The organism is Sporosarcina sp. OR05, from assembly GCF_041414805.1.
GTDB classification, from domain to species: domain Bacteria; phylum Bacillota; class Bacilli; order Bacillales_A; family Planococcaceae; genus Sporosarcina; species Sporosarcina saromensis.
In genome coordinates this window covers 376,436-393,113 of sequence record NZ_JANKJL010000001.1, presented here as the reverse complement: position 1 = coordinate 393,113, position 16,678 = coordinate 376,436, and the positions used below count along the sequence as shown (strand labels likewise).

The following is a 16,678-nucleotide window of genomic DNA, read 5'->3' as shown; positions in this document are numbered from 1 at the left end:
CCCTATTTCAGTTGTTATAGACCGCCTCTAAACGATAGATCGGTTGCCCTTTCGCTGAGAACTTCTCCTCGTATTCGGTCATAATATTATCCTCCGGCATTTCAGCATGCAAATCAAGTGATACATCAAGCAGTTGCATCCCGTATGTTGACATTGAAACAAGAGAATACTCAAACAGCTTACGGTTGTCAGTCTTAAAGTGGATTTCCCCTTTGGCTTTCAACACGTTTTCATAGCGTGCCAAAAATGACTCGTGCGTCAACCTTCTTTTGGCATGGCGAGTTTTTGGCCAAGGATCAGGGAAATTTAAATAGACCCTGTCCAATTCACCCGCTCCAAATAATTGTTCGAGGTTTGCACCATTTCCTCTAATAAGTCGTAAGTTCGACGGTTTGTCAGCCTCTATCACTTTCTCTAACGCTGATACAATGACGTTATCAAAGTGCTCGACCCCAATATAGTTAATATCCGGGTTAGCAAGCGCCATGCCGATAACAAACTGGCCTTTACCCGTTCCTACTTCAACATGAATCGGTTGTTCATTGCCGAAGATTTCTTTCCAATTAATGTTCTTTCCTTCTTCTTCAAGGATCAAGACATCCGGGTGTTCACCCATGAAATCTTTCGCCCATGGTTTATTTCTAAGTCGCATAGTTGTTAGCACTCATTTCTATTCATTAATATCCATCTGTTCTTCTTGCTCGTCAAACAATCTACTTGAAGCAGTTGTTTGTGTTGTATCCAATAATACTTGTGCCGCTTTGAATTGATTAAACTTCATCGGAATCGTTGACCTCTGTAATGCACCGAACCAGTCTGCATGCGAGCGTCTATCGATAATTTTAGTGTCAAAAGGAATTGCTGGGTAATCAATATAGCCATTCTTCGAAACGATGAATTTCTTCACAGGAAATTGTATGTTCTGCTCTGCGAAAATGCTTGAGACAATTTTCTCCATACGATTTAGTCCGATTAAAGGGTTAACGAGTTTTGTTTCTCGATCACCTATTTTTTTCGTCCAAAAACGGTCTCCAGTCCCGATGAATGCAGATGCATCTTCACCTTCTAGTACAGTTATGCACAAACATTCAAGCGGAGTGATCAATAAAATATCCAGTTCGACAGGTGCTTTTTTCACTTTCAAGACTGGGTAGTAAAACAGCAAATAACTATCAGGGAGTTGTTGTGTGAAACTCTTTAATAGAGAGTCACGCAGGAACTTTGCATCTAATCGTGAGTGCTCTAACATCGTAGAGCTCGCCCATTTTAATTGGAAATGGAACAATTGGTCCATATAGAGTTTTTTTAATTGTTCAAGGTTCTCAGGTTTATAAATGATGGAAGGATTAAAGTCAAACAACTCTTTTTCATCTTGTTCTTCTGTTTCAATGTCAACTTCAATTTCCTCGTCCTGTTGATCTTTCCTTTTCAGGAGCCGGAAGAAGGGGGAAAACCATTTCCCTTCTTCCGGTTGTTGTTCAGGCTCCATTACTGCTTCTTGTTGCCACATCGTTAAATCCTCTTCATTCAACCAACGCAGTTTCATGCGCTCCCAATGGGTAGTTTTCAAACGGATATACTGCGTCGGATAACGAGATAGATCATTTTCATAGCGAGAAACATAATCAAGCAGTTTAACGAGCTGCGCCAAATTCAATCACTCCGATCAGCCGGTAATCTTCATTAGTTTCCTGTTACAAAAGCAGGAATGCGTAATGCAAATGCAGCTTGCAATTTTTTCGTAATTGGACCTGGCATCCCGGTTCCTATTTCCTTATCATCCAACTGAATAACAGGTGTCACTTCCGCAGTTGTAGACGTAATGATTAATTCATCCATCTCAAATGCTTCTTGTGGAGTAAACGGCTTTTCAACTACAGGTATTCCGTTTTCTTCACATAACTGCAAAACAACTTGTCGGGTAATGCCATTTAAAATAAGGTTCGTCGCAGGGTGTGTATAGACAATACCATCTTTCATACCGAATAGGTTTGAAGACGATCCTTCTGTAATAATTCCGTCACGAACAAAAATTGCTTCTGCACAACCTTCTTCGTACGCTTCTTGTTTCGCCAATACATTTCCAAGTAAATTTAAACTTTTAATATCACAACGTAACCATCGAACATCTTCCACTAATTTGGCCGCAACCCCCTTTTCCAAGTTCGTCGTCGGTCTTGGATTCACAAGACCATAACCTGTTACGACAACAGGCACACTAAAATCAGGGAACTGGTGAACACGTGGGGCTGCTCCACGGGTCACTTGTAAATAGATATGGCCAGTGCTAATTTCATTCGCCTTTACTAACTCTTTCGCCACATCAATCAACTGTTGCTCTGAATAAGGGATTGTCATTTTTATTTTTTGTGCACTTTGGAACAGACGTGCAATATGTTCAGCTGCTGTAAACAACGATCCATTATACACTTTTATCACTTCATAGACGCCATCACCAAAGTAATACCCTCGGTCATCTATAGAAATGTTCACGTCTTCCTTGCTCAAGAACTGCCCATCAATAAAATACGTCGTCATGCTATTCCCCATCCTCTTCTTTTGATGCTAGACGGCTGATCGCCGCTGCGTAAATGGCTGTCGCTTTGATTAAGTCCTCAATATATACATATTCATCTGCTTGATGTGCGACATCCTCTCTTCCAGGGAAAAGCATTCCGAATGCGACACCTTTTTCAAGCACACGTGCATACGTCCCTCCACCAATTGCTAACAGCTCGGCTTCTTTACCGGTATGTTCGGTATAGATCGCTTGTAGTGTTTGGATAAATGGATCATTTGCATCTACATGGTGCGGTGTTGAATTTGATTGCACGTCTAAACGGAATGTAGAGTCCTTTAAGCGATCGATGCAAGTCTTAATTTTCTCATCGAAAGGATAGGTCACTGAATAGCGCATACTCACTTCAATCTTAGCGCCTTCTTCAGGTGTAAACGATACAATTCCTGCGTTCAACGTCGTATCGCCTGATATTTCATCATTGAAAGCCAATCCTAAATAACGACCTCTTGTTTCATTGCCAAACGCATCCACCATGAATTGGGTAAAGTCTTTGGACGGACCTTCTGTAAAGATTTTATTCAAAAACGCAGCTAACAACACTGCTGCATTCACACCGTTGTCAGGTTCCATTGCATGAGCAGATTTCCCATGGACGGTTATATCAATGATTCCGTTATGTTCAACTAGTGAAAAAGCGAAATCCTGAAGATTCATGTAGCTTTCAATTTTACCCTCAATGGCAGACAAATCCGCTTTAATCTTCGCATGTGCAAGATCAGGTACCATATTTGTCCGATCACCAGATGTAAATGCCAGAAGTTGTCCATCTGCGTTTTCCACGTTTTGTGTAAACTCGAGGCTCGCAATTCCTTTTTCTGCGTGAATAATAGGGAAATCAGCATCAGGTGCAAAACCGATTGTCGGCATTTCCTCTTTCTCAAAGTACCGGTCAACACATCTAAAACCACTTTCTTCATCGGTTCCGATAATGAGCCTCACCCGTTTACCGAGTGGTATGCCTGCTTCTTTCACGAGTTTCATCGCATGCCAAGCTGCCATCGTCGGTCCTTTGTCATCGATTGCCCCTCGACCGAACAACTTACCATCTGCAACGGTTCCTGCAAACGGTTCATAGGTCCAATTCTCACCTGCTGGGACGACATCTACGTGACAGAGGATACCGAGTAACTCATCCCCTTCTCCCATTTCAATATGACCTGCCATGTTATCAATATTTTTTACGGTAAAGCCTGCTCGCCGACCTTCTTCCAACAGCCACTCTAAAGCACGCTTCGGTTCTGGTCCGAACGGTGCATCACTCGTTGCTTGTTCTTCATCCAAAACCGATGGAATGGCGAGTAAGGTTTTCAAATCATGTATCAGATGATCTTGGTGATTCAATGCTTTTTCGTCCCACTTCGTCAATGCAAGCACCTTCTTTCTTAATAACCTATTTTTACACGTTCCGCTTAGAAAATAAAGGACAAAACTTTTCATACAAAGTATTCACAAAAAATTCATGTACGATTAACAAAAATGATGTATACTTATATTGTCAGAACATTGCATCTGACGCAACGTTCTGATGAAGGGAGTGCATTGTCGGAGGCGATTTCAACTCATAAAGGTAACATTCAACAGTCTCATGCCCATTGTTTTGGAAAATGAAGATGAAGGAGTGGTTTCCCAGTTGAATCCAGCTACTGATCGTATGCTCACTCGCATCAAGGACGTTTATTTATATATCCTTGATCGAGGAGTCGTCACTACAGAAAACGTTGTCGAGGAATTCGGCATCACCAACCGCACAGCACAAAGGGACTTGAATGTCCTCGAATATAACGATCTCATCACAAGCCCAGCTCGCGGTAAATGGACTACAACAAAGAAAAAAGTGAAATTAACATCCTGACAATCACAAAAAGCGGAGGGCGCTTGCATAGGCTCGACAAGCGATGGAAGGCCGATCGGAAAGGCGCTCTTTGCCTTTTTGATCGGCCTGAAGCGACTCGAGAGCCTAGCGCCCGCAGCTGGATTATCTAAAAAGCGAAGGGCGCTTGCTCAGGCTCGACAAGCGATGGAAGGCCGATCGGAAAGGCGCTCTTTGCCTTTTTGATCGGCCTGAAGCGACTCGAGAGCCTAGCGCCCGCAGCTGGATTATCTAAAAAGCGAAGGGCGCTCGCACAGAGGCGACAGGCATAAGGCGAAGATGCGGCGTGGCGCCCTTTGCCACAAAGCAGCTTTGACTTATGACCCCGAGCCTCTAGCGCCCGCAGCTGGATTACAAAAAAGCGAAGGGCGCTTGCTCAGGCTCGACAAGCGCTGGAAGGCCGAGCACGCACTACTTCTATAGTAGTGATAAAACAGTTTTTTATACTAAATAAATCCGACAGGAGGATATTAATGACCCCTGACTTCACTACGGATATGGTGAATAAAATCGTGACTACAGTTTGCGACCTGCTATTAACAATAATTATTTACTTTTTCACGTTTAGACAGCGAGAATTTATAGCAGAAAATTTCAGTTTGCACATGAATTTTGTTTGGTTGCTTTTAGTTGGGTTACTCATACTAAATGTTAAGGATATTTATTTGCTCATTAAAGCTAATAAGACGAAAGCAAAAAAGCAAGAGTTCTAACACCCTTGCTTTTTTGCCGTTTAGCGAATCAAAAGTTTTACAGACATTACTAGTACTACACCTGTCATTTTTATAGCAACAAGGCTAATTCATCATCCGTAAGCTCACGATACTCTCCTAATGCAAGTGATTCATCCAACGTCAACTCACCCATTGTCATTCGCTTGAGATAAATCACTTTCTTTCCGACCGCCTCAAACATTCGCTTCACTTGATGGAATTTCCCTTCAGTAATCGTCAATTCAATTTCTGAGATAGGAGCCGACTTTAGGATTTTCAGCATCCCAGGCTTCGTGAAGTAACCATCTTCCAATGTAACGCCTTCTGCGAAACGTTCAATATCCTCTTGGCCGACAACCCCTTCAATATGTGCGTAATACGTCTTCGGCACTTCCTTTTTAGGGGATAACAACTCATGTGCCAACTTCCCGTTGTTCGTCAGCAACAATAACCCTTCCGTATCTCTGTCAAGCCGCCCAACTGGGAACGGTTCAAAATGTCGGTATTCATCATCCAATAAATCGATAACTGTCCGGTCCCGATTGTCTTCCGTGGCAGAAATGACCCCTTGTGGTTTGTGCATCATCAAGTAAATGAATTCCCGGTAAATGATACGCTCACCTAATATGGATACCTCATCTTGTTCAGGATGAACATGTAGCGCCGGATCTTTAACAGGGACACCATTCACTTGGATGGCACCTTTCTTCAGTAAACCTTTCACTTCTTTACGAGATCCAAATCCCATATTTGATACTAATTTATCTAAACGCATTTATTATCCTCCTAAACCAAGCTTTCTTGTGATTCTCGTCAAACGATCGCCAAATAACTTTTGTGCAAGTCCCGACTTCAGCGACAATGCACCATAGATGACAACACCAACGAAAGCACAAATTAATACATAAAGTAAGGCCTGCATTTTACCATCTACGGGACTGAATGCAAGTAGTCCCTTCAACGTAAAGTGAACAGCTATAAACATGATTACATTGAAAATCCCGATCAGTATTAGCCTTCTAAACACCATTTTGAATTGATAGTGCAGAACTCTCGATATCACATAAATATTAATCCCCACTGCAACTGTGTACCCAATTGCTGTTGCAGCGATTGCACCGTTCACTTCGAAAAGCTTGATGAGCGGGATATTCAAAATCATTTTTACGAGCAATCCAGCGAGCGAAGTGAATACTATCCACTTATGCTTATCAATCCCCTGTAGGATGGCTGCAGTAACAGTGAACAGTCCGAATAGAATCGCAACCGGAGCATATGTTGCAAGGACATCTGCGCCAACCGGGTTATCACTATAGAAAAATGTATAAACTTGATTTGAAAGAACGATGAGCCCAAGAACCATTGGAGCAGTGAGAAACAGCATAATTTGATAAGTTTGATCGAGCGATCGCGTAATACCTTTTTGGTCATTTTTTGTGTAAAATCTTGTAATAACCGGAATCAATGCCATCGAGAACCCAGTCGCGACCATAACAGGAATCATAACAATTTTATGTGTTAAAAAGTTGAGCATCGTAAAATACGTCTTCGCAACTTCTTCTCGGCCAATCGACTCCATTGTCGAGTTGAATGTAATCATATCGACAAATTGGTAGAGTGGATTGACGACGCCGACAAGCACAAATGGGATTGTATAACCAATGACCTCTTTATACATATCAATGAACGTAACATCGCTTGCTGGTGGACTACTTTCATATAGCTGGTTAAATTCCGGCTTGTATTTTAACCAGTATTTGTATAAAACTACCAGACCAGCCAAAGCACCAATGAAGGCTGCAAAAACTGCAAATTTAACAGCTATCCGTGGGGAAAGATCTAAAACATTTACGACGATAAACGCACCAAGAAGTACGACAATGATTCTGACGATTTGTTCAATAAGCTGCGAAACGGATGTCGGTTCAAACTTTTGATTTCCTTGTAAATACCCACGGACAATACTCATCAGCGGCACGACAAGCAACGCGTAACTTACCCAACGAATGACAGATGTAACTTCGGCAATTGAAAAGTCTTTTTCATCATTTGTGATAACTAAATGCGCAATCGGTTCTGCCAAAAAGAACAATACTAAAAACGACAAAATGCCAGTCATGGCCATGACGAGCATCCCTGATTTCATTAACTTCCGCCCGGTTGCATAATCTCCGACTGCATTATATTTCGAAACAAACTTTGAAATGGCAAGCGGTGCACCTGAGATAGCAACTGCTAACGCCAAATTATAAGGTATGTAAGCATATTGGTATAAGCCGATATTTTCTTCTCCAACAATTGCATAAAAAGGGATGACGTATAATAAGCCCAATGCTTTTGATAAAAAAAGACCAATCGTTAAAATGGCCGTACCTTTGACAAGATTTGATGACATGTAAGATCCTTCCAATCTATAGAACTTTTCCATTGAAGCTACTTAACAGTTTACCTCCAGCTCGCTCAATACACAATGATTAACTAGGACTAACAGAATACAAGTGTTTACCCTAATTTTATATAAGAAAAACGATTCATTACGAAAGACATTGCTCACAGACACTTATACTGTAGGTATGTACGTGTTGAATTGACACATCATGTATAATGAAGAAAAAACCGAAAGTGTGGTTCCAACTATGTATGACGTCATTATCGTCGGCGGGGGTCCATCAGGCTTGATGGCGTCCATCGCTGCGGCAGAGCATGGCAATAAAGTGCTGTTGCTCGACAAAGGAAAAAAACTCGGCAATAAATTATCAATTTCAGGTGGTGGGCGTTGCAACGTGACGAACCGTCTTCCACTCGAAGAAATTGTGAAAAATATACCAGGAAATGGCCGCTTTCTATACGGTCCGTTCTCTGTTTTTAACAATGAAGACATCATTGCATTTTTCGAAGGACTTGGCGTACCGTTAAAGGAAGAAGATCACGGACGGATGTTTCCTGTTTCGAATAAAGCAAAAGATGTTGTAAATGCCCTCTTACAAGAAATGGACCGCCTTCATGTTGATGTGCAACTGTCTACTCGCGTGAAAAAACTTTTAATGGATGATGAGCGGATATTGGGCGTCCGTCTTGAATCCGGCGAAGAAATCCGAGCAAACGCAGTCGTTGTGGCTGTAGGCGGAAAAGCAGTGCCCCAAACCGGCAGTACAGGAGATGGCTATCCATGGGCTGAAAAAGCAGGACATACCGTCACGACACTTTACCCAACGGAAGTTCCACTACTTTCCAATGAACCATTCATTGAAACGAACGAGTTACAAGGACTCGCACTCCGTAACGTTGCGGTTTCCGTGTTAAATGCAAAAGGCAAAACACTTGTTACCCACCAGATGGACATGCTTTTCACCCACTTCGGATTAAGCGGTCCAGCCATTTTACGTTGCAGTCAGTTTGTCGTAAAAGAACAGATGAAAAACGGCAAACAACCCGTTGACATGCGAATCGACTCTCTTCCTTCTTTGAATAAAGAAGCGACATTCCAGACGATTCACGCGATGTTAAAGGAAGATCCGAAAAAAGCAATCAAAAACAGCTTAAAAGGCATTGTGCCTGAACGATGGCTCCTCTTCCTTTTCGATCAAGCAGGCATTGATCATTCAGACGTAGGAGCAGGTCTTTCCAATGAAAAAATACGGAAACTTGCTAGCTTACTAAAAGAATTTCCAATGACCGTCAACGGCACACAACCCATCGAAAAAGCGTTTGTAACCGGTGGAGGAGTTTCCACAAAAGAGATTGAACCAAAAACGATGGCGTCCCGTAAAAAAGCCGGGCTTTACTTCTGTGGAGAAATTTTAGATATTCACGGCTACACGGGCGGCTATAATATTACATCAGCACTTGTCACAGGAAGAATTGCCGGAATGAATGCAGGCGCATTTGCCGAAAAACAGTAAGTGCACATACGTCAACACCAGGGAATAAGCGCCCTGGTGTTTTTTTGTTGTTATGTATTGAACGGCTTTCTAGCATGAAAGTTGCCTTCTATTATATGCGACTTATGGTTAATTGATAAATAAATTTTTATGAGTTGCTTAGACGTATAAATCGGCATCATTTTATTCGAGGAAATCGTTATCACCGATTCGAAGGTGGTTATCACCGATTCTAGGACCGTTATCACCGGTTCTCGAGCGTTTATCACCGATTCTCAGGCAGTTATCACCGATTCGGACCAGTTTATCACCGATTCGCCATTTTTCAGTGGAAGAAGCAATCTAAGGAGCGGGCATTTCACGTTACCACCGATTCAGATGAGTTTACCACCGTTTCTCGGCACGTTACCACCGTTTCTCATCCATTTACCACCGTCTCTAGACCGTTTACCACCGATTCTCGGCTCTTTACCACCGATTCATCATTTTTCAGTGGAATCAATTACTCACCGGAACGGTATTTTGCGTTATCACCGTTTCGAAGGTGGTTATCACCGATTCTCGGCATGTTACCACCGGTTCTCACCCATTTACCACCGTTTCCAGACTGTTTACCACCGATTCGTTATTTTTCAGTGAAATCAATCACTCACCGGAACGGTATTTTGCGTTATCACCGGTTCGAAGGTGGTTATCACCGTTTCTCGAACGTTTATCACCGATTCTCGAGTAGTTATCACCGATTCGGACCAGTTTATCACCGATTCGCCATTTTTCAGTGGAAGAAGCAATCTAAGGAGCGGGCATTTCACGTTACCACCGATTCAGGTGAGTTTACCACCGATTCTCGGCTCGTTACCACCGGTTCTCCCCCATTTACCACCGTCTCTAGACCGTTTACCACCGATTCAAGCAACTTTACCACCGATACTCCATTTCCAAGTGAAATCAAACGCTCATCCTCGATCTTAATCTGCGTTATCACCGCTTATACGTGTTTTATCACCGCTTGTCTGACCGTTATCACCGCTCAACGCCAGTTTATCACCGCTTGTCGCCCAATTATCACCGCTCATCACCGTTTTATCACCACTCATCCATTTAATAGAAAATTATCGATTGTAAAAATGGACAATCCTACACAATCAGCAGCTAGTAAGCAATTCCACAACACTTCAACACCTAATCCTGCTCCAAAACTTTGCGATCACACTCTCTCTAGCACTACTCCAACAAACTTCCACATGCAAAAAAATCCGCGGAAAAGGTATACACCTTTCCCACGGATTCAATTTCATCCTACCGCAACAATGTTCACTAATCTTCCAGGAATCGCAATGACTTTCTTCAGCTCTTTCCCTTCAATCCATTGTTTCACTTGCTCGTCTTCCAATGCTACTTTTTCAAGGTCTTCTTTTGAGATATCTTTTGCAACCTCAATTTTCGCACGGACTTTACCGTTGATTTGAACGGCAATTTCCACAGTATCGTCTGTCAGTTTTGACTCATCGTATGTCGGCCAAGCGACATACGCAATGGATTCCGTATGGCCTAACTTCTCCCAAAGTTCTTCTGCAAGATGCGGAGTGATTGGCGAAATCATAATGAGGAAGCCTTCAACAAATTCTTTCGGAATTGAATCAGCTTTATAGCCTTCATTAATAAACACCATCATTTGAGAAATCGCTGTGTTATTGCGCATTCCTTCAAAGTCTTCCGTTACTTTCTTGACGGTTTGGTGATAGATTTTTTCAAGTGATCCACCTGGTTCGCCACCAATTTTCGAGCTAAGTGTGCCATCTTCATTCACGAACAAACGCCAGATCCGATCAAGGAATCTGCGTGAACCTTCAAGACCATTTGTCGACCATTCTTTGGATGCATCAAGTGGTCCCATGAACATTTCGTATAAACGTAGTGTGTCCGCGCCGTGTGAATGAACGATATCATCAGGGTTAATGACATTGCCGAGTGATTTGGACATTTTCACATGCCCTTCTCCTAAAATCATTCCTTGGTTGAATAGTTTTTGGAATGGCTCTTTCGTTGGCACAACACCGATATCGTAAAGCACTTTATGCCAAAAACGTGCATACAACAAATGAAGTACCGCGTGTTCTGCACCGCCGACGTAAATATCAACCGGTAGCCAACGTCCAGCAAGCTTCGGATCGATTAGCATTTCCTCGTTATCCGGATCGATATAACGTAAGTAGTACCAGCAGCTTCCTGCCCATTGCGGCATCGTATTTGTTTCACGACGACCTTTCATTCCTGTCTTCGGATCAACGACATTTACCCACTCTTCGATATTAGCAAGTGGTGATTCGCCTGTTCCGCTAGGTTTGATATTGTCCGTTTTCGGTAACATCAATGGCAATTCAGACTCGTCAACAGGTGTCATTGTACCATCTTCCCAATGGATGATTGGAATCGGTTCACCCCAATAACGTTGTCTCGAGAATAACCAATCACGTAGACGGTATGTGATTTTCTTTTCGCCTTTGCCTTGCTCTTCAAACCAAGCAATCGCTTTTGCAATTGCTTCTTCTTTATCCAGACCGTCAAGGAATTCAGAGTTAATATGCTTCCCATCGCCTGTATACGGTTCTTTGGAAACGTCGCCACCCGCCACAACTTCAACAATCGGTAAGTTGAACTCAGTTGCGAATTCATAGTCCCTCTCGTCATGCGCAGGTACCGCCATGATCGCACCTGTGCCGTATGAAGCAAGGACATAATCTGCAATCCAGATTGGCATTTTTTCACCGCTCGCAGGATTAATCGCATACGCGCCCGTGAATACACCCGTCTTCTCTTTTGCTAAATCTGTTCGTTCTAAATCACTTTTTGTCTTCACTTTATTCAAATACGCTGCGACCGCTTCCTTCTGTTCAGCCGTCGTAATTTTATCAACAAGCTTATGCTCTGGCGCTAAGACTGCATACGTAGCACCGAAAATCGTATCGGGACGCGTTGTAAATGCTTCAAATGACAAATCTGTTCCGTCAATTGCAAACGTCAATTGTGCACCTTCCGAACGACCAATCCAATTCCTCTGCATGTCTTTCAAGCTTTCTGACCAATCTAGGTCATCCAAATCTTCTAGCAAGCGATCTGCATATTCCGTTATACGCAATACCCATTGGCGCATCGGACGACGTTCAACCGGGTGGCCGCCACGTTCAGAAACACCGTCAATCACTTCTTCGTTTGCTAGGACTGTTCCTAACGCTGGACACCAGTTAACAGGCACTTCGTCAATGTACGCCAATCCTTTTTTGTACAATTGGATGAAGATCCACTGTGTCCATTTGTAATATTTTGGATCCGTCGTGTTCACTTCACGGTCCCAATCATAGGAAAAGCCAAGATCATTCATTTGGCGTTTGAATGTTGCAATGTTTTTCGCTGTAAATTCAGCAGGATCATTCCCTGTATCAATTGCATACTGCTCAGCTGGCAAACCAAACGCATCCCAACCCATTGGATGCAACACATTGTAGCCTTGCTTTCGCTTAAATGAACTTAAAATATCCGTTGCAATATACCCGAGTGGATGACCGACGTGCAATCCCGCACCGGAAGGATAAGGGAACATATCAAGTGCATAAAACTTCGGTTTTGTTTCATCATCGACCAATTTATACGTTTTATGGTCTTTCCAATAGTCCTGCCACTTCTTCTCAATCTTTACATGTTGATAACTCATACCATTCATTCCTTCCCATTGACACGATTTGCGCACGGCATTTTGGGAATAAAAAAAACTCCCGTCCCTTAACAAAATAAGGGACGAGAGGTATTGTTACTCCCGCGGTGCCACCCAAATTGACGACGAGGTCGCCCAACTTGATTCCTTAACGCGGAAAACGGCACCAGCTACTGATCTTTCACCGATACAGGCTCATAGGCGAGTTCATCGATCCGTCATACAGGCTTGCACCTTCCGCCTGCTCTCTTGAATGACTAAAGCCGATTACTATTCCTCTTCAACGCCAACGCTATTTCATATCATTTTATTGTAGTGTACCCGATAAAGTTCCGAATTACAACTAATCATTTCAAGGGATTACGCTAATTCTTTGACAATCAATTCCGCTTCGGTAGAATCAATAACATCTTGAACCGTAAAGCCTTCAAATACTTCCTTCAATTCCAAGCCGTCCGGTGTCACTTCTATTAACGCGCGCTCGGTAATAATCTTATGCACGACACCTTTTCCTGTTAGAGGAAGTGTACACGCCTTCTTAATCTTCGGGGATCCATCCTTTGCGGTATGATCCATGATGACAATGATCTTCTTTGCGCCATGCACAAGATCCATCGCACCGCCCATGCCTTTAATCATCTTGCCTGGAATCATCCAATTCGCCAAGTCACCTTGTTCAGAAACTTCCATACCTCCGAGAATTGCCACGTCTACATGGCCTCCACGAATCATTGCAAATGACTCTGCACTATTGAAAAAGGAGGAACCCGGAATCGTTGTCACGGTTTCTTTCCCCGCATTAATTAAATCTGGATCGACTTCTTCTTCCGTCGGATACGGACCAATCCCAAGTAACCCGTTCTCTGATTGCAGAACAACCGTCTTGTTGTCTGAAATGTAATTAGCAACGAGTGTCGGCATCCCAATTCCAAGATTGACATAATCGCCATCTTTAATTTCCTTTTCTGCACGTCTTGCAATCCGTTCCCTGAAATTGATTTTCGTCATCGTGAACATTCCCCTTCCTTATCGAGTTGTCAATCTCTCAATCCGCTTTTCTTGTTTAGCCTGCAACAGACCTTGTACATAAATGCTTGGTGTATGGATCATTGCAGGATCAAGTTCTCCGATTTCTACAAGTTCTTCCACTTCTGCTATCGTCACACGACCTGCCGCTGCCATCATCGGATTAAAGTTTTGAGCCGTTTTGTTATAAATGAGATTTCCGATTTTATCCGCTTTAGCCGCTCGAACGAGAGAGAAGTCTGCCACTAACGCTTCTTCGAGAACATATTCCTTGCCGTTGAATGTACGAATCTCTTTGCCTTCAGCTACAGTCGTTCCAACCCCTGCTGGCGTGTAAAATGCTGGAATTCCTGCACCACCTGCTCGGATTTTCTCCGCTAACGTTCCTTGTGGCGTCAGCTCTACTTCAATTTCTCCAGCTAACACTTGGCGTTCAAATTCTTTATTCTCACCAACATAAGACCCTATCATTTTCTTAATCTGTTTTTCTTTTAATAAAAGACCTAATCCCCAGTCATCTACGCCACAGTTATTCGAAATGATTGTTAAATCCTTTACTCCTTTTTCAACAAGCGCCAAGATGAGCTGTTCAGGGATTCCGACGAGACCAAATCCCCCCACCATTAATGTTGCCCCGTCTTCAATTTGTGAAATCGCTTCCATCGCTGTCGAATAGATCGGTTTCATTTCGCGTTCCCCCTTCAATTCAGTAAATGGTTCTCTCTTCATTTAATCAAACTATTTCGTAAGACGCAATCTTCTAAACTGAAAACCGGGAAATCAATATCGATTTCCCGGTTTGATAACTCCTATTCTAGCTACTCTTTCTGCTCGAAATTTCGCAATGGACGATCATACAACACGGTTGTCAGCAAGGTAAACGCCATGAAGCTCGTCAGTATGAGTAGCATAATTTTCATGTCATACATTACAACAAGAACTCCACCTGCCCACGGACCAATCATCCGCCCAATTGTGGCTGCCGAGTTAACAATTCCTTGATAAAAACCGTCTCTGCCTTTCGGGGCAAATTGGCTAGCAAGCGTTGGAATCGTTGGCCATACAATCATTTCACCAAATGTCAGAATAACCATTGACACGATGAACATTTCAAACGTCTCCGCAAAACTGACAACAATAAAAGAGAGGGTAAAAATGCTTGTGCCAATGAACATTTGCATTTTCAACTGGTGCTCCAACCGCTTAATAAGGGGTTTAATCAGCGGCTGACCTAAAACAATCAGCAATCCGTTTATCGTCCAAATGAAACTATATTCCCTTAGTGAAATGCCAAGAGACAACGCATGTGTTGAAATCGTTGTGGCCCATTGTGAATACACAAGCCATGTAATCAAATACCCTGACACAAGGATGAGCAAAGCGTAAAAGGGCGCTTTATGTTTGATTCGACCCGCTTCCCGAATAACATCCGTATGACGGTCCGGTGCAATATCAAGGTTTTTATAGCCGAAATACGCAATCGCTAAAAACACGATATAAAATACCAGATTCGCAAAAAATATATAATCGATATGAACAGATGCTACTAATCCCGCTAGTGCAGGTCCAATGGCGACACCTACATTTTGAGCAAGGTAAATGGCATTGAATGCTTTTCTTCCACCTTCCGGCCAAACAGAACCGACCATGGCAAACATACTTGGAAAAATAATGCCGCCACTAAATCCTAAAATCGTCAAAAAGATGATGTATGGATACCAACTATGATCATAGACAAGATAAACAAGAGCTATGATGGACAGTACAATTCCTGCCATAATGGATTTAAATCCGCCTATTTTGTCAAATAAAAAACCACCGAGCAGATTTCCGACAACGCCTGCCCCGGCATTCGCCATGAGGACAAGACCGGCAACCGCCAATGACTTATCAAGGTATTCATGCATATAAATTGTATTTAACGGCCATAGAAATGAGTTACCAATAACATTCACTAACATCCCTATGACGAGCAGCCAAACTTTTTTAGGCAATGGCAATCGCCTCCATTCCGATCATCTTCGTTATGACTTCGGGATTCTTCAATATGTCTCAGAATAGACAGTGAGGAAAATCCATTTACAGTCAATATTTTGAGTGTATGCCTTTTTTCCCGCATTCACAAGATAATCAGAATAAGTTTCACAATTCAGATGATGCCATCTCATTGCCGCATGTTACAATGAAGTTGCTCATTTGATCAGTAAAAAAACAGAAAGAGGTTCATATACATGCGTCAAATCCGATTACATAGAGTTTTACCCTTCGCGAAAAGGTTGCTAGCCGAAACCGTAGTTGCAGGAGAAACCGTTGTCGATGCAACGGCCGGTAATGGAAACGATACCGTTTTCTTAGCGGAGTTAATTGGTGAAGAAGGAAAGGTATTTGCATTCGACATCCAACAAGCCGCTCTATGCGCAACGAAAGAAAGATTGGCTGGCTTGGCTAATCGAGTGGATTTGGTGTTAGATAGCCATGCACATGTGGACCGATACGTGCAAAAGCCTATCGGCGGAGCGATGTTCAACTTAGGGTACCTCCCTTACAGTGACGATCCAACCATCATTACAAAACCCGAATCCACTATTGAAGCGATTCATAAACTCCTTGCACTGTTAAAAAAAGGTGGAATCATCACTGTATCTGTCTATGACGGACACGAAGGCGGACCACAAGAGCGAGATGCGTTACTCCAGTACGTAAAAACGTTACGGCAGGCGGACGTCCATGTTATTCGATACGAATTGTTGAATCAACGAAATAACCCACCATTCTTGATTGCCATAGAAAAAGTCAGGGAATTTGATGAAGTAATTCTAATGGAAAATTAAGTAACCGCGTAGGGACAATGTAGATTTTGTCTCCACGCGGTTTTAGTACATACTGATTCGGTTA

At 42.7% G+C, this 16,678-nt stretch carries 13 protein-coding genes and 1 other annotated feature; of the genes, 3 read left to right on the top strand and 10 right to left on the bottom strand.

The genetic code is table 11. From position 1 onward, the window contains the following. Positions 1–7: 7 nt before the first annotated feature. Genes trmB through pepV form a run of 4 tightly spaced genes read right to left on the bottom strand, consistent with a single transcriptional unit; the run spans position 8 to position 3,946 of the window. A complete protein-coding gene (gene trmB, locus NRI27_RS01825) occupies positions 8–652 on the bottom strand; it encodes a tRNA (guanosine(46)-N7)-methyltransferase TrmB (protein WP_371389312.1) in 645 nt (214 codons plus the stop codon). An 18-nt stretch (positions 653–670) separates the two neighbouring features. Next, the gene (locus NRI27_RS01820) at positions 671–1,651 is read right to left on the bottom strand and encodes a nuclease-related domain-containing protein (protein WP_371389311.1); all 981 of its coding nucleotides are present in this window, start codon (positions 1,649–1,651) and stop codon (positions 671–673) included. 32 nt (positions 1,652–1,683) lie between these two features. Continuing rightward, positions 1,684–2,538, bottom strand: coding sequence for a D-amino-acid transaminase (dat, locus tag NRI27_RS01815; protein ID WP_371389310.1), 855 nt, complete (start codon positions 2,536–2,538; stop codon positions 1,684–1,686). 1 nt (position 2,539) lies between these two features. Further along, positions 2,540–3,946: a dipeptidase PepV gene (gene pepV, locus NRI27_RS01810; RefSeq protein WP_371389309.1), complete on the bottom strand. Its 1,407-nt coding sequence runs from the start codon at positions 3,944–3,946 to the stop codon at positions 2,540–2,542. Positions 3,947–4,211: 265 nt separating this feature from the next. Between pepV and NRI27_RS01805 the strand changes: the two genes are divergently transcribed. Beyond that, the gene (locus tag NRI27_RS01805; RefSeq protein ID WP_317943012.1) at positions 4,212–4,433 is read left to right on the top strand and encodes a DeoR family transcriptional regulator; all 222 of its coding nucleotides are present in this window, start codon (positions 4,212–4,214) and stop codon (positions 4,431–4,433) included. 801 nt (positions 4,434–5,234) lie between these two features. Here the strand turns inward: NRI27_RS01805 and NRI27_RS01800 are convergent. Both NRI27_RS01800 and NRI27_RS01795 read right to left on the bottom strand, forming a co-directional pair. Continuing rightward, positions 5,235–5,939, bottom strand: a complete 705-nt coding sequence (locus NRI27_RS01800) for a pseudouridine synthase (RefSeq protein WP_371389308.1) — start codon at positions 5,937–5,939, stop codon at positions 5,235–5,237. A gap of 3 nt (positions 5,940–5,942) precedes the next feature. Continuing rightward, on the bottom strand, positions 5,943–7,559 hold the full coding sequence (locus tag NRI27_RS01795; protein WP_371389307.1) for a putative polysaccharide biosynthesis protein: 1,617 nt from the start codon (positions 7,557–7,559) through the stop codon (positions 5,943–5,945). A 241-nt stretch (positions 7,560–7,800) separates the two neighbouring features. On the opposite strand from NRI27_RS01795, the gene NRI27_RS01790 reads away from it, so the two are divergent. Then, a complete protein-coding gene (locus tag NRI27_RS01790) occupies positions 7,801–9,066 on the top strand; it encodes a BaiN/RdsA family NAD(P)/FAD-dependent oxidoreductase (RefSeq protein ID WP_371389306.1) in 1,266 nt (421 codons plus the stop codon). A gap of 1,273 nt (positions 9,067–10,339) precedes the next feature. On the opposite strand, the gene leuS is transcribed toward NRI27_RS01790, so the two are convergent. The 4 genes from leuS to NRI27_RS01770 all read right to left on the bottom strand — a co-directional run bounded on the left by leuS (position 10,340) and on the right by NRI27_RS01770 (position 15,777). After that, positions 10,340–12,757, bottom strand: coding sequence for a leucine--tRNA ligase (gene leuS / locus NRI27_RS01785; protein WP_371389305.1), 2,418 nt, complete (start codon positions 12,755–12,757; stop codon positions 10,340–10,342). A gap of 76 nt (positions 12,758–12,833) precedes the next feature. After that, positions 12,834–13,050 (bottom strand) — a binding site (T-box leader). A gap of 67 nt (positions 13,051–13,117) precedes the next feature. Further along, positions 13,118–13,765: a CoA transferase subunit B gene (locus tag NRI27_RS01780; RefSeq protein ID WP_317942756.1), complete on the bottom strand. Its 648-nt coding sequence runs from the start codon at positions 13,763–13,765 to the stop codon at positions 13,118–13,120. 18 nt (positions 13,766–13,783) lie between these two features. Next, on the bottom strand, positions 13,784–14,470 hold the full coding sequence (locus tag NRI27_RS01775) for a CoA transferase subunit A (RefSeq protein WP_317942754.1): 687 nt from the start codon (positions 14,468–14,470) through the stop codon (positions 13,784–13,786). Between the two features lie 131 nt (positions 14,471–14,601). Continuing rightward, positions 14,602–15,777 carry an MDR family MFS transporter gene (locus NRI27_RS01770; RefSeq protein WP_371389304.1) on the bottom strand — a complete coding sequence of 392 codons (1,176 nt, stop codon included), beginning with the start codon at positions 15,775–15,777 and terminating at the stop codon, positions 14,602–14,604. 246 nt (positions 15,778–16,023) lie between these two features. Here NRI27_RS01770 and mnmM point away from each other — a divergent pair, with 246 nt between their 5' ends. After that, positions 16,024–16,614, top strand: coding sequence for a tRNA 5-(aminomethyl)-2-thiouridylate-methyltransferase MnmM (gene mnmM, locus NRI27_RS01765; protein WP_371389665.1), 591 nt, complete (start codon positions 16,024–16,026; stop codon positions 16,612–16,614). Positions 16,615–16,678: the final 64 nt, after the last annotated feature.